This is a genomic window from Limosilactobacillus secundus (genome assembly GCF_020784695.1).
Taxonomy (GTDB): Bacteria; Bacillota; Bacilli; order Lactobacillales; family Lactobacillaceae; genus Limosilactobacillus; species Limosilactobacillus reuteri_F.
In genome coordinates this window covers 25988-48116 of record NZ_JAJGUA010000045.1, presented here as the reverse complement: position 1 = coordinate 48116, position 22129 = coordinate 25988, and the positions used below count along the sequence as shown (strand labels likewise).

The window sequence follows — 22129 nt, the reverse complement described above, 5'->3', positions numbered from 1 at the left end:
GGTCATATGATGCCAGATCATGTGCACTTGTTAGTAAGTATTCCGCCGAAGCTAAGTGTATCGCAGTTTATGGGATACTTAAAAGGGAAAAGTGCATTAATGATGTTTGATCGACATGCAAACTTAAAATACAAATATGGGAACCGACATTTTTGGGCTGAAGGCTACTACGTAAGTACAGTTGGATTGAATGAATCCACGATAAAGAAGTATATCCGAGATCAAGAGAAACATGATATAGCAATGGATAAGCTAACAAGTGTGGAATATTCGGACCCTTTTAAGGGTAAGTGAAGTAGTACAAACACCGCTTAAAGCGGTGGCAAAGTAGTCAGAGCATTTTGGCTTGAGCAAAGCGAAAGCCAGCGCCTTGAGACGCCGGCTTTTATTATCGGCTTATAGCCGATGTGCAAACCACCCGTTTGACGGGTGGTTATGATTTATACAAATTCTTCATTTCCTTTACAGTTGTTGCAAGATCCTTGCTATCAAATACTAATGAAATAACTGCTAGTCCTGCAACTCCAGTGTCATGAACAACTTTCATATTTTCTTCATTAATGCCCCCAATTGCTACTACAGGACGTTCACTGATCATATTTAAACGTTCAAGGCGATTAATACCAATAGCAGTATCAGCGTCCGGCTTTGATTTTGTAGGGAAGACAGGGCCACAACCAATGTAATCAACAAAGTTCATTGCATTAGCACGTTCAACTTGTTCTGGTGTATTACAAGAATAGCCGATGAACATCTGATGACCCACCGCGACAGATACTTGTTCAATTTTGGTATCATTTTGACCAACGTGAACTCCATCAGCGTTAATTTGCTGGGCCAATTCATAGTCGTCATCAACAATCAAGGGGATTCCATAGCGCGTACATAAGGTCCGTAATTCTAGTCCTAAGTCTACTCGTTCATTAGGCCGTAACTTCGAATTTCCTTTTTCTCGATATTGGAAAGCAGTGATACCACTTTTCATTGCTAGCTCCACTTTTTCGAGAAATTTAACAACATCATTATGAACATCTTGTGTTCCGCCAACTAAGTATACTTGTAACATTTTTGGATCAAACATCATTTTAGATCGTCTCCTTCAATTTTAACCCAGTGATTAAGTGGCCCATGACCGTGACCAACGTTAATACCCTTGCTAATCGTCTTTTCAACATATGTCTTCCCAATCATAATCGCCTGTTCCATGGAGTGACCCTTAGCAATTTCCGCAGTAATACATGCAGAAATTGTATCACCAGTTCCGTGAGTATTTTTAGTATTAACACGAGGCGCAGTTAACCACATATCATTACCATCTTCAAATAAAATATAATCATCAGCTTTGTCTGAAGATTCTGCATGGCCACCTTTTATGAGAATATTTTTTGCTCCGCGCTTTTGTAATTCGTGGGCACCCTTTCTAATATCATTTTTATCCTTTATTGCGATTCCCGTCAACTCACAAGCTTCTGGAATATTTGGCGTAACCAGCGAGGCGAGGGGGATAAGTTCATCCCTTACAATTGAAATTGCATCATCACTAAGTAACTTTGCGCCCCCTTTTGCTACCATGACTGGATCGACAATAAGTGGGCCTAAATCATATTTCTTTAAATTTCGGACGACAGCTCTTACACGGATAGGATCAGCCAGCATCCCCGTTTTACAAGCCCTAATTTTTAAATCATCAGCAATTGAAGCAAATTGCTCATCAATTAATTTTTCAGGCATTGGCAGGACATCTTGCACTCCTAATGTATTTTGAGCTGTGACTGCTACGACTACCATTGCTGAATATACTCCTCGCATTTGCAGCGTCTTTATATCCGCTGGAATACCGGCACCACCGCCACTATCAGTTCCAGCAATTGTTAGGGCCTGGGGATAATCATTAATCAAGGTAATCTTCCTCACTTTCATCAAAGAATTCTAGTAATGCTTTTGTATCCATAATCGAAAGCTGGTCAAAAAATTGTACTTGCCACGAACCTAGTCCGACTGAATAACGGTTAGCTAATACTCCAGCGGCAGATACCAAAACCGTTGCAACAATACAAGCATCCCAAGTATTAGAAGTGACCCCTAAAAATGCAGCGATGATACTAGAAAGCATGTCGCCACTACCCACATTCATCGTTAACATATCAGCAGAAAAGGGATTTTCATAGATAACTTGCCCATCAGTTATTATGTCGGTTTCACCAGTCAAGACTACAATCGAATGGTAACGTCGAGCACACGTTTCGGCAATTTGAACCTGGTTAGGAACTTTACCGGCGTCGATTCCATGGCTAGTATTGTCAGCCTCTACTAAAGCAGCAATTTCACTGGCGTTACCACGAATAACATCAAAATGAAAAGCATTTAGCAATGAGTGGGCAAACTTTAAGTGGGATGGAACCGCACTTACCGCTACTGGATCTAAAATGAGGGGCTTTAGTGGCGTGGCAGCTTGCAAAATCGTCCTAATTTGTGTTGCCTGATGCTCATTAATTGTTCCGAGATTGATAGAAAGGGCATTTGCCAGCGTTACCATTTCATCTGCTTCAGTGGGCTCAACAGACATGATTGGCGACGCTCCGACAGCACTAACGGCATCGGCAACTTTATCAATTGTTACTAAATTGGCCAGGTTAAGGACAATCGGATTTTTAGCACGAACCCGATCGATTAGTGACCAGTTAATTTGACGTTGTACCATAAAATTAGCTCCTTAAATAAAAAAATACTCAAGGTAGGAGATACACCTACTTTGAGTATTAAAGTCCGGTGCATTTTCCTACGCAAGTGTTAACTTACAGGTTCTAGAGTCCATGCATCACTGCATATCTCAGCCCAGCACTATGGGCACCCCTAATGCAATAAATTGTCTATTAATAGTATACCGCAAATTATTCTTTATGAATATCAATAAAGATAATTGGCAAAATGGGAATGATAATTGTAAAATGTAATAAATAAAAAAGTAGGAGAATTTAGAAATGGAAGAAGAAATACGTCAAACTACTGATAAAGCTGAAGTTGTCATTATAAACGATGATACTAGTCAAAAATTGACATTTAGCAACGGGGGAGTAGACGGCGAATTTGAGATTATCGTCACAGATAAAAAGCCAGTGCCAGAGCTCTTCCAACCTGTTGGCACCTTACCAGATGGAAAATATACGATTAAGGGGAATTATGCTGGACAAGACTACCGAGAAATTAAGTTGAACGGTGCTTATGAAGTCTATGGAAACCCAGAAGATGGAAATGTAATGATTACGAAAAGAGATGGGGGAAACTAAGTGTTTATTAACGTTGAGAGGCGAGCACAGAAGCTATTTAATACTTATCAACAAGCAACGAGCGAAGAAAATATGGCCATGGTCTTAGCTAATCCGCTTTTTTCGTGGCATGCTACTTACTATACTGCTAAACGCAAGAAGAACATAATTTTCTTAAATGATGCTACCACCATGGCAATCGTCTTATTTGACGTAAATGCTAAAAATAAGCAAACGATTAAAGAACGTTTTGAGAAACAACTAGCAATAATTTGGCAAGAATTAGGGTTGTCTGCCGAATCATTGACAGATTACTTAGCCACAGGCGGGGATTGGCAAATCGGTAAAACAGTTCACCCTTTACAAATAAAAACTATAACTAATTTTTATCAAGATGTCATAAAGCCACAAGCCAAAACCGTAGTCAATGAAGTAGACTTAGCACAATCATTGGTTAAAAAGGTACAACAAAAGGGTAGAATTTATGTTGGTGAAGGCGAGACGGTTAAGATAATCGAAATGGCTCAACCTTTTAACATTAAACACGTAAATTTAGAAGAATTGTACTTAAAAGAAATTACTAATAAGTTAAGAAGATTAAGTCAGTTAGATGGAGAAAAACTTACTGCCGATGGTGTTGATAATGCAATTCAACAAATCCAAGATGCAAATAATCAACTCTTAGACCTTTTCCTTGCTGATGCTAAGCGTAATTCTAGTACTAGAACTATTCGCCGTTATCGAGATAACTTGCAATTTTATCTTAATGAATGGGTCGCCTATCGTTTGAGCACTATTTTTAATCTTGATATTCAAACTAGTGTTGATGAACTGGAATTTCACGGAGTAGGAAAAACAGAACGAACGAATATTAAGGCCTCGTTGAAAAAACTAGCAAAGTACTTGAAAAATCAAGATATCCTTAGTGATAATGAATACGATGACATTATTGTATATACGCAAAAAGACCCTGTCGATCTTGATGAAGATAATGATCAAGTAATAGGGGATTTTCTCGCTTCATTATTTAGTGAATCAGAGAAGCTTCCAGCAGTATTTGGTCCACAAACTGATAAAATGCTTGACGAATATCTTAAATCATTCATTGCTTTGTATGGTCTTATTTCTGCACAACAAGCTTACCAAATTATTCATTCTCAAAATCCCACAATTGATAAAGAACGATTTGAGCAATATATTCAAAATAAATTCGACGAAATGACGATGGAATACTGCATTATTGATTTTAAAGAAGAATTTAAGAATGTTGATATTGCTCCTGAAATTTTCATTTTTAGTCCACTTCTTATTAAAGATGAGAATAGGCTTCCTTCATTTTATAAACATCAGCAGGGACTGCTATACTATATTCCAGAAAAAGAAATCTTAGTTGATAACAACTTTAATCCATTTACAAACATTAGCAACTATCAACAAGAATTAGAAGAACTGCTTGCAAACCAATATGGATTATCTGGAGACGATCTTAAAGGCGCTGCTTTCTTATCACTTTATCAATTAAAAATGAGTGATTATGGGCTTGAATTAGCAAGCGTAAATGATGCAATTAATAAGGTTGTTACATTCTTAAACGAGGAGCACGGCCTGAGTGTTAAACCGGATAAAGCTAATGAACCATTGATTAAAATCTTAGCATTAACTGCTACAAATATCCGACGTCCATGGAACCGGGGATGGTCTAATTATGAATTGTTAAGGACCAAAAATATTGCTAAACTAGTGTCTGAAATGGAAATTAATTTGGAAGCCCCTAAATTGTCAAGTGAGATTATTAGTGGAATTCAAGTGGGAAAAATTAACCGTGATGAGTTGCTAGATTTTCTTGAAAATAGTAATTTACCACCAAAAGTGATCTCAAAGCTATATAAACAAGTAGAAGAAATATAAAAAAGATGGAGACGTGAGAAAAAGTTCTCGATGTCGCCATCTTTTTGCTTATGAAGAGCTTAAAATCAATTGAATGACAAAAATTCTTCAAAATTCATTCTATTTCAATGTCAAATTATAGTTAATGTCAACATTCAGGATGTAAATAGCTATTAAAATTATGTTATTGGGAATAAGGTCTACTTAAACTGCTCCCAAAAAGCTGGTTTTATAATAATTTTTCTGTGATGTCGTTCTATCCAGTCCTTTGTTTCAAAATCCCTAAAATAACGGGAGAGACTTTCAGCACTAGTCCCTAAATAACTTGCAAGGTTTTTTAATGACATTGGGAGGGTAATGGAATTTTCTTCTTCATTATAAGCAACGTTATAAAGGTCTTCTAAATAGGCTGCTAATCTAATATCAACGCGGTAAAAAGATAGTAATTCCGCTTGTCTTTCCAATTCAACTGATTTTTGAGCGTTTAATTTTAAAAGATTTTGGCCAACTTGATGGTCTATTTTTAATAATTTGTGAAAATCTGCTTTATAAAGAATGCATACTTCAGTCTTAGTTAGAGCTATCCCATAAACTGTTGTATTTTGCAGATCAAACAAATAATTTTCTCCGCCGTAATCTCCAGCGCCGATAATTCGGATAATATGTTCTTTTCCATCTTTATTCAACTTATAAACTTTCATTTGACCTAAAATAACAATAATTAGCTCATCTTGTGAATTCGGTGAAAAAATAAGATCTCCTTTGTTAAAAGCTTTATGATGTAGTAAACTTTTAAGATACTCTTTACCCTCATTAGATAAATCATTAAATAGTGGGACACGATGTATATAATCTTTATTTTTCATAGCTATTATTCCTTTATTAAAATTTCAAAAGTTGATGCCTATCATTTTTTTGAATTTATTAATGAATTATAATTATCATAGGATATAAAAATGAATGTTTTAAACAGCTATGTACAGCACATTATGCGATAAGAGAGTAGAAAAAGCAATAAAAAAACTAAAAATAATTAAGAGGAGTTGATTAATCTTTACTAAGTATTTTTATTAGAAAACCTACGGGTAGAATGAATTGATATAGGCTTTTTGATATCACTTATTCTTAAAGAATACTATAAAATAATCAATTTAGTTAAAATGTTAACTCCATTCTTAAATGATAATACGTTTACCCCAAAAATAAATTTAGAGTATTTGAATACAGTTCATAATACTCCTTCGACCGTACTAAATAACTTGTAATATGCGTATAAAATGATTGTTAGTTTTAATATATAAAGTAGTTTATGATTAATAGCGCTACATTAACAAAATTACTTTCGGTAAGGTTACATTCTAAATTGATTTTTATTTATAGTTGATAAAAAGATGTCTAAATTTCATTAGGGAAGATTTTTGATGGATTTGAAGGTGCTCCATCAAAAATCACTTCGCGAATACTTGTTTTATTTGATTATTTATAATAAAGCGCGTTATTAGGGATTCGAATCATCATATGATTTGAATTTATGGGTGGTTTTTTAATAAAAGTTCGAAATAAATATATGAGATTGTAAATTGTTTTATTAGTGTTAAGAGATTAATATTGCTTTGTAAACATATTGTTGGTATCAGATATTTAGTAGATGATGGGGAGCGAGACAGAAGTCACTTGTGACTTCGTTTTCGAGCCCCCGCAAGCAACAATAGGCCTCTAACGTTCGGTTTTGCCGGACATTAGAGGCCATTGTTGTACTGCGTATTTGCTTTTTATAAAAGTAACTTAACTTATGTCACAGTCCCCTTTTATAAAAATCGGCTATCTAATCTATTATTTATTGAAGACGTACATTTTCTTCTTTCCCAACTTCTTCGTCAAAGTAACCTAATCCATTTACTTCGAGTGTTTTTAAATAAGCTACCAATTCAATTGCGGAACTAGGACTCAATTCATTTACTGCATTTAAGCCAAGGCCAGTTGGAACCGTCTCACTCATTGCTGTAATTTGATTATTATTCTCAATCTGAACTTGTGAGCAACTAATAGCCCAACGATTATTGACGTTTGGAGCAAAAATAAAGAAGAGGTTAAAATCAGTTGAAAGGTATACTGGTAAGAACCAAGCAACCTCGTCTAGGCGTTCTGGGATGAGGTTACCTTGAAACGCAAAACGGTTAATATTTTCTTCATAAGGCGCTATATTGAGCATAAACATAGTATTTTCAAATTCTTTTGTTCCTAGCTTCATTTCAGGTGTAATTTTAGGCTTCATTATAATCTCCTAACTAAAGTTTTCACGGTAGTAGTTATACTTGTTTTTGATATCTTGAAGCGGTTCATCCATCACGTGCATTTTCCCATGGGCATCAAGCTTGAAATTATTTGCGATTACTTGATTAAGCTGCAAGCGGAGACGAGGATATTGGATGAGAATTTTCTCGATGTTAGTTGACATAATATCAAGAGTGGCAAGATATTGGGGGACAAAAATTTTTTTAAATTCGTTAAACGTATCTGCAATCACTTCAGCATAGGCATGATCAGCATATTTCAGTTCATTTTCCTCTAATTTATCATAATACTCGTTGCTTGTCAGACCACGTTCATTTTTGATGTTATATTGCTCATCATATTGGTGGGTAAGGTAAGAATCCCAGTCACGATAGCAATAAGTAATCATTTGAATTACTAATTGTCGTCCCTCGTAATTAACGTTTTTCGGAACCATCTTTCCCTGTGGATTTAACAAGTAAGGTCGGATTAGTTGTCGTGTTACAACATCATAAAAGGTTCCTGGCACAAGTTCTTTATCTTGATTGTCCTCATACAAAGGACCAGAACCTTCAAGCCCTTTTAGTTTACGGAGACTTTCACGAGTTTGGTTAACAGCGTAAATAACATCTTCAATCTCTTGGTCAATGATTTCACGTTTACTAATTGTCTGTAATAGATTGGTATAGAGTCGAATCAAATTATGGAGTTCAGATTGTTGATTAGAATAGAAACCACCTTGTTGCTGATATTTTCTAGTTTCGCGTTCTAATTGTTGTTCAATTACAAGTGCTTGATGCTCGATCTTAACAGGTAGGACTGGTTGCGAAAAGCTATTTTTAGCAAGCTGCTGAACTGCTTCGCGGATAATTGGTCTCATTTCACGAAAATCCGGAAAATCAAAGAAATTTTGAAAATCATTAACAAAGTTTAGGTGTTTGTATACTGCTGATTTAAGATCTCGCTTCATAAATATTCCTCCATTTTCTTTGATTTTAGTACGAAAACAGGTAAGAAAATATTAGGGAATTAGATAAAAAACCTTATTTTATTTGTATTTAACTCGCCTATAATTAAATTTGGATAATAAAATAGAGGAGATCATAATGAAAAAATTATTGAAGTTTTTAGCAATCTTTTTACTGTTTAGTAGTATTGTTAGCAGTTCGGCGATAGCCAGTTCAACAAGAACCGTAACAGATATGACAGGGGAAAAAATAAAGATCCCAAAGAAGGTTAACCGCGTTGCTGACTTATGGCATGCTAATAATCAGGTTGTTTTGTTATTAGGAGGACAAAATAAGCTGGTCGCCACAACACCTCTTGTTAAGAAGCAACATTGGTTCACAGTGGTAGATCCAAAAATTGCTAAAGTTGCTGCACCATTAGCAGGTAATCAAATTCAAGTTGAAGAATTGGCAAGGACAAAACCGGACGTTGTAATTGCCTCTGATCAAGCTCAAATAAAGGAATCCCGTCAAGCAAAATTACCAACAGTTAACGCAATGTATACCGATTTTACTGGGTTAAAGAAGTCAGTTACATTAACTGCAAATGTTTTAGGCGGAAGTTCTCCAAGAATTGCTCGGCAATACAACAAGGAATTAACAAACAACATTAATCTTGTTAAGCAAAATTTGAAGAGCCGAAAATCGACGCCAACGGTTCTTCATATTGTTAATTCAACAGATCTTACCAAGGTTGACGGGCAAAGAACAATTGTTAACGAGTGGATTAAACTAGCAGGTGGAGAGAATGCTATTCCTAAAAAGGGAAATCAAATCTCAGTTACGCCTGAAGAATTAATTAAAGCGAATCCAGATGTAATTATCGTTGGTAGTACGTCTACTACCCAAGCACGAAAAGCATTACGTGCTAATAGTCAGTTAAGTCAATTAAAAGCTGTGCGCGAAAACAAAGTATATGGAAATCCTCAAGGGACCTTCCCATGGGATCGTTATAGCGCGGAAGAAGCACTGCAAGTCTTATGGGCAGCAAAGACTCTTCATCCCCAAGAAATGAAGAATATTAACATGGTCTCTGAAGTTCAAAAATTTTATCAAAAATACTACCACTACAATTTAACAGTTAAACAAGCAAAGCAAATTTTAGCTGGTGAAAATTAGCATAAAAAACATCCCCTAAACTGGATATTAATTATCCAAAGCAAGGGGATGTTTTTAATTAGAGCTTAATTTGACAAGTATATCGTTGAAGATCAGGTAGATAAGTAAGAGTTAGTGGAACATGATAGATCCTTTCTAGCTGTTCAGTTGTCATTAACTCCTCACACGATCCGGTAAGCATGGAACCTTTTGAATCAAGAAGGCCGATTGTAGTCGGTAGCATTAAAGCATGATCTGGAAGGTGGGTAGTAAGAATAATGGTGATTTTTTGCTGAGCTAAGTCTTGAATTAGTTTTAATATTTCGTACTGTCGACTTACATCAAGGGCAGCCATCGGTTCATCGAGAATTAACAAGCGTGGTTCTTGGATTAGGGCTCGAATAATCGTAATTAGCTGTTGCTGGCCGCCGCTTAATGAAATAAAAGAATGATCACGAAGAGACGAAAGATAAAAACGTTGTAAGTAGGTTTCAGCAAGTTGAACGTCTTTCTGATGCGGAGTTTGGAGAAAAGAAAGATAAGGTGCACGACCAGTTAATAGATAATCAAGTACTGTGAGATTGGAATTAACATGATAATCCTGAGGAACATAGGCAACTTGTTGGGCAAGCGTTTTGCGCTTCACAGTCCCAAGCTCTTTTCCATCAATTATTACGGTTCCTTCATTTGGTGTTAAAAGTCCGACTAAGCAGTGGAGAAGCGTTGATTTTCCAACACCGTTAGGGCCAAGGATAGTAAATACCTCTCCAGCTTCGAGACTAAAGTTAACGTTGCGAAAGACCGGATGTGTTTTTGAATAGGCAAAACTAAGATTATTAACTTCGAGGACTTTCAATTTAATTGCACCTTCTTCTTAACTAGAATGTAAACAAATAGGGGTGCTCCAATGAAGCCAGTTAGAATACTTAATGGGATTTCCCCTGCCGATAGAGATCGAGCCATTGTATCGACAATTAACAAAAAGAGTGCACCGATAACTGCTGCAAGGGGAAGAGTTTCTTTTGTATCATCACCAACTAAAAGTCGAGCAATATGCGGAATCACAAGCCCAATCCAGCCAATATTTCCACTAAGACAAACTGTTGCAGCGGTTAAAAACGTACTGGCAGTAATTATCAGTAGTTGTTCCATATCCACATTAATTCCTTCTAGACGTGCTTGTTGGCTACCAAGTGAAAGAATTGTCATATGCCAGCGAAGGATAAATAGAATTATTGTACCTACAATCAAAAAGGGAAGGACAGCGATAATATTCGAAAAATCAACTTTTGCTAAACTACCTAGTTGCCAGTAGACAATACTTTGTAATTGTGAATCCGGATCAGCAATATACTTTAATAATCCAACCAATGCTTGCATAAATCCTGAAATCACAATTCCGGCTAATACTAGAATTAAGGTTCCGTGCTGATGAAGGATTTGGGCAATCAATAAAGTCAAGCTAACCGCAATAATCCCACCAATAAAAGCAAAGAGTTGAGTAAGTCCAATGCCATAGCCTAAGAGAATTGCACTAGCAGCTCCGGCGGCCGATCCATATGACACCCCTAAAATATCAGGTGAGACTAAAGGATTATGAAAAACACTCTGAAAGGAACAGCCAGCCATTGCTAGACCAGCGCCAACTAATAGCGCGCCGGTGATTCTAGGAAGACGGAGGTTAAAAATAATGTTTGCTGCGACTGGATTATTTTGCGGGTGCAAGAGGGTTTGAATGATCATAATTGGTGAATAATAGATCCGCCCACAAGAAAGAGCGAGAACTACTGCAATAATAACTAATAAGAATGCGGTAAAAAGTGTTAGGTGATAATGATGCTTAGTAATTAGAATCTCTTCCTTTTCTTAAGAAATTAGTGAGTTCATCAGTAACTGTTTGCTGAGCAGTTGGCAGGTCTTCATAGTCGATTTTTAATGAGGGTGCTAACGGTGAGGCACCATGTTGACGCAATTGGTGATCAAAAATATTTACTGCGTTAGCAAATTTTGCTGAACCAAAATTTTTATCTCCTACACCTGCAATATAGTAAATTAGCCTTGGGACAGAAAACTGACAAAGATAATTATAGAACTTTTCTTCAGATGCTGTCAGTTGTCCTTCACCATAAGTACAAGGACAGAGGATAAGCAAGTCAATCCTATCTAATTTTACTTGGAAGTCCTCCTTAAAAGAAAGAAAACTGGCAGATGGAAGGATAGTTTGATGAATAAAGGTTCCTAATTCGAAGTTATGACCGTAGAGTGTATCGTAGAGAATTAAAGTATTCATTGATTAATCATCCTTTCATTCAAATGCTAGTATAACAAGTCGCTAAAAATCCTATTATTAGGGATTTGACTAATTCTAAAGAACTATTATCGTGTGTAATAATAAGCATGATAAAGGCGGGTGATTATTGTTGCATTATTTACGAATAAGCGATGAACCCATTGATGTAAGTGAGATGTATAAACAGCTCGTCGCTCCAGAGTACGGAGGAATTGATATGTTTGTCGGCACTGTTCGTCAATGGACTGGCAAGATCGAGACTACTAAGATTGAGTATTCAGCTTATCATCCCATGGCGGAAAAACAATTAGAAAAAATTGCAGCACCGATTGAAAAACAAGGAGGACGCGTTGTTGTCGCTCATCGGACTGGCGAATTAGCGCTTACTGATATCGCGGTATTCGTAGGTGTGGCGGCTCCGCATCGTGCAGAAGCATTCAAATGGTGTCAACATGTGATTGATACACTTAAGCATGAAGTACCAATTTGGAAAAAGGAATATGATACAGATAAGGTAAGGTGGGGAAACTAATGGAAATTAACGTTAAATTGTTTGCGTTTTTACAAGATCAGTTAGGGCCATCTATTACTCTTGACATTGCTAACCCTATTCGAGTAGACGACCTTCTTAAGCAAATTAGCCAGCGGGCACCGCAACTGACATCAACTTTAGCAAATTCGCGGATAGCGCTTAATCAAGAATTTGTTAACGCAGAGATAATTAGCTTAAAAGCCAATGATGAGATCGCAATTATTCCGCCGGTTAGTGGTGGCTAGAGTATTCTAGAAGACAGTTAGAACTACAATAGGAGGACTTGATTATGTCAGATGTTAAAGATGTTGCTCATGGGAGTAGGCGAAATGCTTATACTGCATTAATCCTCTCCACGCTTGCAATGATTGTTTGTTTTATGTCGTGGTCTAACTTTGCGCCACTTGCATCCCAGGTCGCTGAGATGTTTAACTTGGATGTATCGCAGCGAACGTTGTTATTAGCAACGCCAGTCCTTTTAGGATCAATTATGCGAATTCCAGTGGGGATCTTAAGTGATCGTTACGGCGGTAAAAAAGTTTATTTGATCTTAATGGCCTTTATTTTGATTCCACTAATCATGATCCCGCATGTCCATTCATTCGGAATGTTGCTCTTTGCCGCATTGCTTGTTGGGATGTCAGGAACATCATTTGCTGTTGGGGTTTCTTATGCTTCAGTTTGGTTTCCGCCAGAACAGCAAGGACTAGCCCTAGGGATCGTTTCGATGGGGAACATGGGAAATGCTGTGGCTGCCATGACTTTACCTTATATTTCCAAGGCAGCGGGATTTGATAGTGTTTACTACTTTTTGATTATTCTCACAGTAATCTTTGGTGTTCTTTTCGCAGTCTTTTGTAAGGAAATGCCAGTTGATAAAAGTAAAACGATTAAGGGTGCATTGTCTGTTGCCACAGACAGTGGAACATGGTATCTATCACTATTTTACTTCTTGACTTTCGGTTTATTTGTTGCATTTACAAACTTAACGCCAACGTTCTTGACAGGGATGTTTCATTATACTCCTGTTACTGCCGGCCTTTATTCAGCATTATTTGCTTTTGTATGTACGTTAGTTCGTCCATTTGGTGGTTACCTTGCCGATAGAAAACGCCCAATGGCATTATTACAATGGGTCTTTGTAGCAATCGTTATTTTTGCTATTTGGATTATGCTTAGTTTTCATAATCAATTCATGTTTATCGCAGGGATTGTTCTGGTTGGTCTTTCTGCAGGAATCGGTAACGGGGTTGTCTTCAAAATGGTTCCATATGTATCCCAAGGTAATACGGGAGCAGTTACTGGTTTCGTTGGAGCTGTCGGTGGCTTAGGAGGCTTCTTTCCACCACTAATTATTGGTTATATTTACCAATGGACAGGTAGTTATGAACTTGGAATTACGCTCTTAGCATTAACTGGGATAATTTGCTGGTTTGCTTTATGGAAACATTACATTCATGGTGATGTTCACATCGTTAAATAATACATTGAAAAAATGGAGATGAGGATAATTCTTCCTTAATCTCCATTTTTAGTTTTAAATTATTCTTTTTTTAATTTTTCAACTAATCTAAACAATTCATCCTGAGTTTGACCAGCTGGCAATACTTTAATATCAAGAATTAACTGGGAGAAGATATCAGCAGTCAATTGTTTGACCTCATGAAGCTGTTTCAACGATAATTCATAAGCTTGATTAAACATCGCTTGTGAAGGACGATGATCTGAAGAGAAGAAATTACTAAACCATTGTGGATTCTGTTGGCGCGCGAATAAAAGTGCCAGGGGATACTGACCACTCGTTATCATCTTTACAAACGAGTCGGGGTCATTACTAAGCTGTTGAAACTCATGTGTAATATAACTAGCAGTGCCAAAGGCTTGACCAATTTGTCCTGCAAGTGAAACAATTTCCTTTTCTGCTCCGCTAAGGACGGCACTTTGTTTTGCAGTCATTGCTCCAAGTAATCCCCATCGTGCTTTAACATCTGCTAAATAGTCAGCTACCTTAAATTGCTGATTATAGTTAAATTGTAGTCGCTGAATCTGTGATAGCATCACATCCCCAGCGTCAGTTGTCAATTCCTCAATTACCTGAGGAGGATTACCCACAGTCCTTAGCGAACGGACAAAGCGATTCATTAAGTAGTTTGCAACGTATGAATACGCCTTTTGACTAGCAAATTCCCCAGGAGTTAGGTTATTTGGCTGAAAAGAAGGAGGATTCAAATGAGTCGCTAATGCCAAAAGTTCTGGTAGTTGAGCAGCTGTAATTTGATCAATTGTGAGATCTTTTTCGTTGAAATAACTAAAAGCCTCAAAAAGCGACAACCTTAGCCGCCGTTCTTCTTCACCAGTACTCAAGTTAATCATTTCGCGAACCATTGGTGGATATTGATAAATAACGGTTGTTAATGCATCTACCAACCGTTCATCTGGCGTTAAATTCACAGTATCAGTCCTTAAATTTATTTACTTCAGCAATTATTTGTCCAGCAACGGGGATGAAGATATCACTGAAATACTCATTAAAATCAACATTTTTTACTTGCTTCTCAGTAAATTCTTGTGCACGGTGAAAAGCATCATTACGCATATTAACGATAAGAGCTTCTCGTTGATGTTTAAGTCGCTTATGTAGCTTCTCGTTGTCATTGCTCATGTAGAAATAGTAATAAATTTCGTAGAAGGTATTATCAAGAACCCAAAAGAGGGTACTCCGTCGAATATTATCGCTTATCATTTCAGTAAAGGAATTTTTACCAAGAAGCTCATGGTTAGCAAAGGCTCCCGCAGATAATACGATTGCTTGAACTTCATGCATATCAGCCATATAGTGGCTGAATTGGTTAATTTCATTTTCTGGAACACTAAATCCCAGCTTTTCTTTTCGTTCCGCCTCAGTCATCTTAGAAAAAGTGATCTGATACTCTTGCATCACATTCTGACTATCTGCAATCAAATCCTTTTCGATAATCATTAGTAAAGCAAAATTATCTTGCATAAATTCCTTAACAGTTTGCCATATTTTTTCAATTTGTTCATTAAAGTTTGTGAAAAGATCTTGAACGGTGCCTATTCTTTTTTTAACCACTTCTTTTTTCTCTACATGAGGGGCATATTGAATTAGAAGAGGAATATCATCGTTATGTTCATCTAGACCGTGCTTGGACCGTTGTTCATTTTCATATTTTTTAAGTTCATCAAGATCAACAAGGCCGAGGGGCATTACATTAATTTCACCATTTGTAAGCATGATTTGTAAGGCAAACGGGGTTGTTGCTTCTTGATTCTCGACTAATGATTTTAAGGCATCAAATAATTTTCTACGATTTGCAAGTTCATTATCTGGATCTGCGTAAAAGCCTGCAGTATAGATCGATTTATTTTCGTAATCTCGTTTTAGCTTATTTTGAATGTCCATCTTAATTAATTCTCCTTTGTTGATTGAGCAAGAAGTTGTGCAAGCTTATTACGACCGCGATCAGTTAAAACAGCATTTTTTAAATTTATCTCTGCTAATGTTGAACTAAATGATGCGTCGATAACTGCTCCAGAAATATATTGTTTTTCAATGGCGTATTTAGTTGTTAAAAATAGGTTAGAAACAGGATTAACTTGTCGACTATTAGTAAAGCGTTTGCGAGCAATATCACTAAGAATTCCTCGTAATTCATCATCCCGACTGAGGTTCGTAGCCATTAGAAATCCACTCCTTTAAGCGTATTTTCTTTATTGTAGAAAAACATCGAAATAAATAAAATCGGGGATTCTTCCTAATTCAGAATCCCCGCTAGTTAAAAGTCAATTAAATGGTGATGAATAGCATATTGTACCAGCTCAACTCGACCATGTAAATGAAGTTTGCGCGAAATATTTGCTTTATGTGCTTCTACTGTCTTTGTTGAGATAAACATCTTTTGTGAGATCTCTTTATTTGAATACCCTAAAGCAATGAGGGGAAAAACTTCTTTCTCCCTTTTTGAAAGACTATTGTAGCCTTTTAGTTTTAAGGTGTTGCCAGATGCATTTATTTCTTTAATATCTGTCTTACTAACAATGATATTTGCATCAAGATATTTCTCGCCATTTATAACATGTTTTAGGGCATTAACAATTTCGATATCTGGTGAACTTTTCAAAATATAAGACATTGCGCCATTTGCCATTGCCTTGTTGATATATTCCTGTTCTTCATGCATCGAGAGAATGATAATTTTAACTTTGGGAAACTTATCATGGATTCGACGAGTAGTAATTAGGCCATTTTCGCCAGGGGGCATACTTAAATCCATAATTAAGATATCAATTCCGCCTTGTTCAACTCGAATATATGTATCAGTTCCACTCGCTGTCCCATCAACCACCGTAAAATTCGGTTGAAGATCGACTAAGTATGAAATTCCTGAGCGAACAATTGCGTGGTCGTCTGCAACTAAAACGTTATACATTTGTTCTCACCATATCCTTATTTAAAGCATTATTATAGGGAAACTTTACCTTGACTGTCGTTCCCTTATTAATTTTTGATGTAATTGTAAAGGCTCCGTTATATGCCTTAACGCGTTCATTCATATTCATTAATCCAAGTGAATGCCCATTAAATCCACTATGCTGATCAATATCAAATCCAGTACCATTATCAAGAATCTCTAACTGAAGGTAACTATTATGGTTCGTAACAATAATACTTATTTCTGTTGAATGAGCATGCTTAATTGCGTTATTAATTGCCTCTTGTGTAATTCGGTAAAGAACATTTTGAATATTTTTTTGCAGTTTTTCGGCAGAGGTAAGGGCTATAACGTCAATTGTGATTCCTGTACTGTTTTGAAGACGTTTCGCTAAAGCTTTGATTGCCGGAATTAAGCCAAAATTATCGAGAACTGAGGGACGAATATCAAGAGCGAGCTCTTTAATTTCTTTAAGAGTCGTTTGTAGCTGCTTTTCAATTGCAGCACTCATTGATTGAAACTGCTCAGGGTCCCTTTGATTTTGAACTGTTGCTAATCTTTGAATACCCATTATTGCTGCATAGATTCCCTGTGCAACACTATCGTGAAGATCCTGTGAGATTTTTTGCCGTTCCTTTTCGTGTGCTTCATTTACGTATTGATTGAGAATTCGGTGCTCTTCAACCTGAGAAAGGCGTTGCTGTTGCTCACGATTTTCAAGAGTCAGGGCAAAGACATTTTCTTTATCGGCAAGAGGACGATAAACCATTGAAAAATGAAAAGGATGAGTAGCATTGGAGTGAAACGTTATCGGAACTGTAGCTCCCATTAACCGCTTTTTAATCAAACATGAAGCACAATCATCATTTTCTAGTTGTGACCAAGCATTTTTACCAATTTGCAGTAGGTAATTAATATCTAAATTAAGCATAGTAACTAACCGCTGTGCCGGCTCATTACTAACTAAAAGATCATCATTTTTAAATAAGAAGATTGCATCTGGTGATTGATTAAAATATTTTTGTATCCAATTAGCTGTTTCAAGCACGATCTGCTTCCTCCCCAATAAAATTCCCCAATTGTCATCATAATATTCCTATTTTATATAATAACGCTTTCTTTAGGTAGAAGCAACGCTGGCCCACTTAAAAGGCAGGGCTAAGAAAAGCTCTGCTTCTTTAGCCCTGCCGTCTGAGTTTTAAGAATGTCGTGGTAATCCCATCGATGGTCCCTGGAAATACTTGGTTGCACTAAAATCAAATTCCGGATCCTGAAATTCGCGGTAATGATCAAAATCAGCTTGAATCTGTTGAATTTGGTCGTCCAGTTGTTCTAACTCCGCATCTTTTTCCAGCGAACTCATTTGTTGGTTTACTTCTTGTTCCCGATTTTCTAGCATTGTTCGTCTAATTGTTAAGTCATTTAAAACAAGGGAAATGAGCTTTTGAAAATCAGGATTTGTCATTGAATCTTTACTTTTCATTTAAATCGACCTCACGATAGTTTAAATTTGAAAATTCGTTACTTGAGCGATACGTAAGGGGGTGGCACACGCACTTATTAGTGATAAAACTACGTAATCGCCAGTCGTCATTATTATCAACCCAAGTAGTAACTTGTTCATTGCTAATTGAAAAATGAGCTAATGAATAGTGATTGTGCTGACTTGTTGCAATATAAGAACTAGATGTACGTGCAAGAACGGCAAGTGAGTTTTTGGTGATATATGGATAATCAACAGCCAGGGTTAAATAATCCTGAGCAATGGAAAATTGGTTAGTACAAGCAATAATTGCTGAGAGGGGACCATGGCAGTCGTAAGGAGGAATATCACAGATAATCTGCACAGCTGGTACCTGGCCAACTAACTTTACTATATGTGCTTGATTTATTTCATTAGCACAAACAACGATCCGCTGACAAAGGGGCGTTAATTTCTCGACTGCTAACTGTACATTAGTAGCTGGTAATCCGGGAACACGATAAGTAGCTTTATCTTTACCAAACCGGCTAGATTTACCGCCTGCGTATACTAGTCCAATCATCTTATCCTCCTTTTACTGTGTCTTAAATAGTCGTAACACCAATTTACAATTACGTCTTTTCCTAGTAAGTCCGCATTTATTCCCCTAAAGATACTACCTGTTTTAAGCGGTGGAATAGGGGCAATATTGGTAGGATCTTCGCCAGGCTTTAATAATAAAATTTGCGGATATTGAGTGGCTTCCTTATGACCTTCAATCAAGACAAAATCATTGTCGACACTTAATAACTCAACCATTTCCGTTAAAGACGGCACATTACTTTTTTGATGAAAGAAAAATTCAGTCGCAGATTGTAAAATAACCTGTTTAGCTCCAGCGCTACTCATTCTCGCACTGTCAGTAGTTGGCACATCCATTGCATCATTATGGGCATCATGCTTAAGAGCTGCTACCCGATATCCTTCTTTTGAAAGTCTTTTAATTAAGGCTGTAGTGATAAGAGTCTTGCCACTTTTTTTATGACCGATTATTTGAAGGGTAATAGCCATGCGTCTGTCTCCGTTCCGACCTTCATTGGAGTAGTACTATGCGGAATCAGTGCTAAACAGGTTGTTGTCTGGAGGTTAGCTAATGAGCCGGAGCGGTTGATTCCATTTGGATAAACATAAAATTGATTGTCTTTGAATTCATAAGTACAACGAAGGTAACGGTCGAACCCGTTTGTTTTATTATAGGGGGCAGCTAATATTGCCCGTACTTGCTTAATTCGGCTTGCTTGATGTTGATAACGTCGAATCAGCGGTTCCATGTAAAGGTAAAAGCCAGTAAAACAAGCTCCTGGATTTCCAGAAAGGGCCATTATTAACGTGTTATTTTGAACAAAGGCAGTCGTAACGCTGCCTGGTCGTTGTTTAATCTTATTAAAAAGCAATTCATCAGCTTTACGTGCCTCATCTCCAATAAAATCAAAATCACCAACTGAAACACCACCATCAGTAATTACAATTTCATGAGTTGCCATTTGTTCTTCAAGGGTCTGCTTGATAAGATCAGCATCATCTGGTAATTGGGTTTCAAAATCAACAATCCCACCAGTTTCTTCTACCAGATTTTTTAGCATAATGCCATTACTATTAAAGATCTTTCCCGGCTCAATTGTGGCATTAGGTCCTAATAATTCAGTTCCAGTGGAGATAATTGCAATTCGTGGTTTTTTATAAACTGTTACTTCTTGAACACCAAAAGCTGTTAAGACTGCTAGACCACCGGGATTTATTTCCTGGTCTTTTGCTAAAACGATATCACCGCGTTTTACATCAGTACCGGCTTCCGTAATGTTAGTCTTGCTTTCAGTCGTAATAATTTGAACCTTATTTCCATCTTTAGCGGGCCGCGTTTTTTCAATTCGAATTACTTTTCCTACATCAGAAGGGACATATGCACCAGTCATAATTCGGACCGCATCCCCCGCTTGTAATGGTTGATCCCAAGTTGCACCGGCTTGAATTTCTCCCCGGACATTGAACTGACGGGGAAAATCATGATCATCGCTGGCTAAAATGGCATAACCATCCATTCCTGCTCGGCGAAAATGAGGATAGTCATAATGAGCATGGACATCCTCAGCTAAAATCCGATGGTTAGCCTCTGATAGGGGAATTGTTTCGGTAGTTGTTTTAAGGGGAATTTCGTTAATCTTTTTCTGTGCCTCGGCAACTGAGATTGGTGTTCTTCTAGTGAGCATGATGATGAACTTCCTTTCGTTGAGAACTGCTTTCAAATAATAAATGTTCATATTCTGGTAAAATCAGCTTATCTAGTGCTGTTTGACAGGCATTTTGGGAACCTGGTAAGCAATAGGTGAGCTGATTACGGTAGTTAAATCCGGCTAATGCTTGTGATGCAAGGGCCCGAGTACCGATTTCGGTAAAGGATATCTGGCGAAACGCTTCTCCAAAACCAGGAATTCGGCGTTTGAGGAGTGGACGAATAGCTGGAATAGTAACGTCACGCTGGGCAATTCCCGTTCCGCCGTTAGTAATAATGATATCAGGTGCCTGCTGTTCTAATTGAAGGTAGGCTGTTTGAATATTAACGATATCATCATTAACGATTACCCGATCAACTACTGATAAGCCAGCATTAGCCATTTTTGTAGCAATTAATTTTCCAGAAGTATCGGTATTTAGTGTTCGGCTATCGCTAACCGTTAAAATTGCGACGTTTTTCATGATAGGTCTTCTTTCATCAAAGTATTTAACGACTTAAACTGTTTCTGGGCAATCGCCGCAGTGGGTAAGTCATACATAATAATCTTACCATTCTTGAATAAACTTACTGGACGATTCTCCCATTTAAAATGAAGGAACAATCGATTGGCGTTAATTAAGAGCTCTTTTTTAGCTAAAAAGTCCTTAAGTCTACTAAAATTAATAGATTTCTCTTTGACCGTATAGTATGCATTTTCCCCACATAACATATGTAATTCTGGTGTTGATTCTTCCGCCAAAGAAATGCTGCTAGGATTAGCACAAGCGGAACAATGGCTATTTTTATTAATAATAAACTTACTAAATTGCATTGACCAATTATCAACAGTGACCAATTCATTAAAGTTAACCTGTGCCTTATCAACCAGATATTGAAGCGCTAAGGATACTTGCATTCCCGCTACGATCGGAATTAAAGCAGTGTTAACCCCAATTAAATCACAATCGTTTTGTTTTAGTTCATTGATATTAGGAAAAAGACAGTTCAGACAAGGATGATTTTGCGGTGAAATTGCCATTACATTCCCATAGGTTCCTGCACAGCTTGCAAATAGATAATCAAAATTTTTGGTAATTGCTAATTTGTTTAATAAATCACGTGCTTGATAGTTATCCAGACAGTCTAAGCAAAGGGTAAAGTGGTATTCATCAATAAGGTCAGCAGTAATCGGTGCCGGGATCGCAATAATTTGACATACTGAATTAATTTCATGTAGATGTTCTTTAGCTGCTTCGACCTTAAGTCGTTGTTGTTTAGCATCTTCTTCGGTAAAAAGCGACTGACGCTGAAGATTAGTTACGTCAACAGTGTCAGGATCAATTAAGACCAGTCTTTTAACTCCGGCACGAACAAATTGCTCGGCCGTATAACTTCCCAATGCTCCTACACCGACAATCATAATCGTTGCACGGCTAATTTTTTGCTGACCAACACTACCAATTTGGTGTACCCTTTCTTGACGATCATAACGATTCATGGCTATTAGCACCTCATTTAGTTCAAAAATATAGGTATTTCCCTAGTCGTAGTATAGCAGTTATGGTGCTAATCTTTACATTAGGGAAA

27 protein-coding genes and 1 riboswitch are annotated in these 22129 nt (G+C 37.1%); of the genes, 7 read left to right on the top strand and 20 right to left on the bottom strand.

Going from position 1 to position 22129, the window contains the following annotated elements:
• The coding region (gene tnpA, locus LMB57_RS09325) for an IS200/IS605 family transposase (RefSeq protein ID WP_229278044.1) at positions 1–294 on the top strand (294 nt) is incomplete at its 5' end.
• A 139-nt stretch (positions 295–433) separates the two neighbouring features.
• On the opposite strand, the gene thiE is transcribed toward tnpA, so the two are convergent.
• The 3 genes from thiE to thiM are packed head-to-tail and all read right to left on the bottom strand — an operon-like array spanning position 434 to position 2701.
• Positions 434–1084, bottom strand: coding sequence for a thiamine phosphate synthase (gene thiE, locus LMB57_RS09320; RefSeq protein ID WP_229271799.1), 651 nt, complete (start codon positions 1082–1084; stop codon positions 434–436).
• Positions 1081–1899: a bifunctional hydroxymethylpyrimidine kinase/phosphomethylpyrimidine kinase gene (thiD, locus tag LMB57_RS09315; protein WP_229271800.1), complete on the bottom strand. Its 819-nt coding sequence runs from the start codon at positions 1897–1899 to the stop codon at positions 1081–1083. The genes thiE and thiD overlap by 4 nt, the downstream gene beginning before the upstream one ends.
• A complete protein-coding gene (gene thiM, locus LMB57_RS09310) occupies positions 1892–2701 on the bottom strand; it encodes a hydroxyethylthiazole kinase (RefSeq protein ID WP_229278209.1) in 810 nt (269 codons plus the stop codon). The genes thiD and thiM overlap by 8 nt, the downstream gene beginning before the upstream one ends.
• A gap of 58 nt (positions 2702–2759) precedes the next feature.
• Positions 2760–2865: riboswitch (TPP riboswitch) on the bottom strand.
• Between the two features lie 116 nt (positions 2866–2981).
• On the opposite strand from thiM, the gene LMB57_RS09305 reads away from it, so the two are divergent.
• Entirely contained in the window at positions 2982–3287 is a 306-nt protein-coding gene (locus tag LMB57_RS09305; protein WP_003663603.1) for a hypothetical protein, read from the top strand.
• Complete coding sequence (locus LMB57_RS09300; protein ID WP_229271796.1) at positions 3288–5174, top strand: DUF6933 domain-containing protein; 1887 nt, start codon at positions 3288–3290, stop codon at positions 5172–5174.
• 179 nt (positions 5175–5353) lie between these two features.
• On the opposite strand, the gene LMB57_RS09295 is transcribed toward LMB57_RS09300, so the two are convergent.
• The 3 genes from LMB57_RS09295 to LMB57_RS09285 form a co-directional block, all read right to left on the bottom strand.
• Positions 5354–6019, bottom strand: a complete 666-nt coding sequence (locus tag LMB57_RS09295; RefSeq protein WP_229271795.1) for a Crp/Fnr family transcriptional regulator — start codon at positions 6017–6019, stop codon at positions 5354–5356.
• 971 nt (positions 6020–6990) lie between these two features.
• Positions 6991–7428 carry a hypothetical protein gene (locus tag LMB57_RS09290; protein WP_229271794.1) on the bottom strand — a complete coding sequence of 146 codons (438 nt, stop codon included), beginning with the start codon at positions 7426–7428 and terminating at the stop codon, positions 6991–6993.
• Positions 7429–7437: 9 nt separating this feature from the next.
• The gene (locus LMB57_RS09285) at positions 7438–8397 is read right to left on the bottom strand and encodes a hypothetical protein (protein WP_229271793.1); all 960 of its coding nucleotides are present in this window, start codon (positions 8395–8397) and stop codon (positions 7438–7440) included.
• 136 nt (positions 8398–8533) lie between these two features.
• Between LMB57_RS09285 and LMB57_RS09280 the strand changes: the two genes are divergently transcribed.
• Positions 8534–9553 (top strand): ABC transporter substrate-binding protein, encoded by a 1020-nt coding sequence (locus tag LMB57_RS09280; RefSeq protein ID WP_229271792.1) that lies wholly within the window; start codon positions 8534–8536, stop codon positions 9551–9553.
• Positions 9554–9611: 58 nt separating this feature from the next.
• Here the strand turns inward: LMB57_RS09280 and LMB57_RS09275 are convergent, their stop codons facing one another.
• The 3 genes from LMB57_RS09275 to LMB57_RS09265 are packed head-to-tail and all read right to left on the bottom strand — an operon-like array spanning position 9612 to position 11822.
• A complete protein-coding gene (locus tag LMB57_RS09275; RefSeq protein WP_229271791.1) occupies positions 9612–10388 on the bottom strand; it encodes an ABC transporter ATP-binding protein in 777 nt (258 codons plus the stop codon).
• Positions 10385–11380, bottom strand: a complete 996-nt coding sequence (locus LMB57_RS09270) for a FecCD family ABC transporter permease (protein WP_324255239.1) — start codon at positions 11378–11380, stop codon at positions 10385–10387. Before LMB57_RS09270 ends, LMB57_RS09275 begins: the two co-directional genes overlap by 4 nt.
• Complete coding sequence (locus LMB57_RS09265) at positions 11373–11822, bottom strand: flavodoxin family protein (RefSeq protein ID WP_229271789.1); 450 nt, start codon at positions 11820–11822, stop codon at positions 11373–11375. The genes LMB57_RS09270 and LMB57_RS09265 overlap by 8 nt, the downstream gene beginning before the upstream one ends.
• A gap of 130 nt (positions 11823–11952) precedes the next feature.
• On the opposite strand from LMB57_RS09265, the gene LMB57_RS09260 reads away from it, so the two are divergent.
• The 3 genes from LMB57_RS09260 to LMB57_RS09250 are packed head-to-tail and all read left to right on the top strand — an operon-like array spanning position 11953 to position 13837.
• Positions 11953–12354, top strand: a complete 402-nt coding sequence (locus LMB57_RS09260) for a molybdenum cofactor biosynthesis protein MoaE (RefSeq protein ID WP_267493693.1) — start codon at positions 11953–11955, stop codon at positions 12352–12354.
• Entirely contained in the window at positions 12354–12599 is a 246-nt protein-coding gene (locus tag LMB57_RS09255; protein WP_229271788.1) for a MoaD/ThiS family protein, read from the top strand. The genes LMB57_RS09260 and LMB57_RS09255 overlap by 1 nt, the downstream gene beginning before the upstream one ends.
• A gap of 44 nt (positions 12600–12643) precedes the next feature.
• Complete coding sequence (locus LMB57_RS09250) at positions 12644–13837, top strand: nitrate/nitrite transporter (RefSeq protein WP_229271787.1); 1194 nt, start codon at positions 12644–12646, stop codon at positions 13835–13837.
• 59 nt (positions 13838–13896) lie between these two features.
• Here the strand turns inward: LMB57_RS09250 and LMB57_RS09245 are convergent, their stop codons facing one another.
• The 11 genes from LMB57_RS09245 to LMB57_RS09195 form a co-directional block, all read right to left on the bottom strand.
• A complete protein-coding gene (locus LMB57_RS09245) occupies positions 13897–14805 on the bottom strand; it encodes a polyprenyl synthetase family protein (protein WP_229271786.1) in 909 nt (302 codons plus the stop codon).
• Between the two features lie 4 nt (positions 14806–14809).
• A complete protein-coding gene (locus LMB57_RS09240; protein WP_229271785.1) occupies positions 14810–15778 on the bottom strand; it encodes a hypothetical protein in 969 nt (322 codons plus the stop codon).
• A gap of 5 nt (positions 15779–15783) precedes the next feature.
• A complete protein-coding gene (locus LMB57_RS09235; RefSeq protein WP_229271784.1) occupies positions 15784–16056 on the bottom strand; it encodes a hypothetical protein in 273 nt (90 codons plus the stop codon).
• A gap of 95 nt (positions 16057–16151) precedes the next feature.
• Positions 16152–16805 carry a response regulator gene (locus LMB57_RS09230; RefSeq protein WP_229271783.1) on the bottom strand — a complete coding sequence of 218 codons (654 nt, stop codon included), beginning with the start codon at positions 16803–16805 and terminating at the stop codon, positions 16152–16154.
• A complete protein-coding gene (locus LMB57_RS09225; protein WP_229271782.1) occupies positions 16798–17856 on the bottom strand; it encodes a sensor histidine kinase in 1059 nt (352 codons plus the stop codon). Before LMB57_RS09225 ends, LMB57_RS09230 begins: the two co-directional genes overlap by 8 nt.
• Before the next feature lie 150 nt (positions 17857–18006).
• Complete coding sequence (locus LMB57_RS09220; RefSeq protein ID WP_229271781.1) at positions 18007–18291, bottom strand: hypothetical protein; 285 nt, start codon at positions 18289–18291, stop codon at positions 18007–18009.
• Positions 18281–18853, bottom strand: coding sequence for an NTP transferase domain-containing protein (locus LMB57_RS09215; RefSeq protein ID WP_229271780.1), 573 nt, complete (start codon positions 18851–18853; stop codon positions 18281–18283). Before LMB57_RS09215 ends, LMB57_RS09220 begins: the two co-directional genes overlap by 11 nt.
• Positions 18850–19341, bottom strand: coding sequence for a molybdopterin-guanine dinucleotide biosynthesis protein B (gene mobB / locus LMB57_RS09210; RefSeq protein ID WP_229271779.1), 492 nt, complete (start codon positions 19339–19341; stop codon positions 18850–18852). Before mobB ends, LMB57_RS09215 begins: the two co-directional genes overlap by 4 nt.
• Positions 19320–20537 carry a molybdopterin molybdotransferase MoeA gene (locus tag LMB57_RS09205; RefSeq protein ID WP_229271778.1) on the bottom strand — a complete coding sequence of 406 codons (1218 nt, stop codon included), beginning with the start codon at positions 20535–20537 and terminating at the stop codon, positions 19320–19322. The genes mobB and LMB57_RS09205 overlap by 22 nt, the downstream gene beginning before the upstream one ends.
• The gene (locus LMB57_RS09200) at positions 20527–21024 is read right to left on the bottom strand and encodes a MogA/MoaB family molybdenum cofactor biosynthesis protein (protein ID WP_229271777.1); all 498 of its coding nucleotides are present in this window, start codon (positions 21022–21024) and stop codon (positions 20527–20529) included. Before LMB57_RS09200 ends, LMB57_RS09205 begins: the two co-directional genes overlap by 11 nt.
• A complete protein-coding gene (locus LMB57_RS09195) occupies positions 21021–22040 on the bottom strand; it encodes a HesA/MoeB/ThiF family protein (RefSeq protein WP_229271776.1) in 1020 nt (339 codons plus the stop codon). The genes LMB57_RS09200 and LMB57_RS09195 overlap by 4 nt, the downstream gene beginning before the upstream one ends.
• Positions 22041–22129 lie beyond the last annotated feature (89 nt).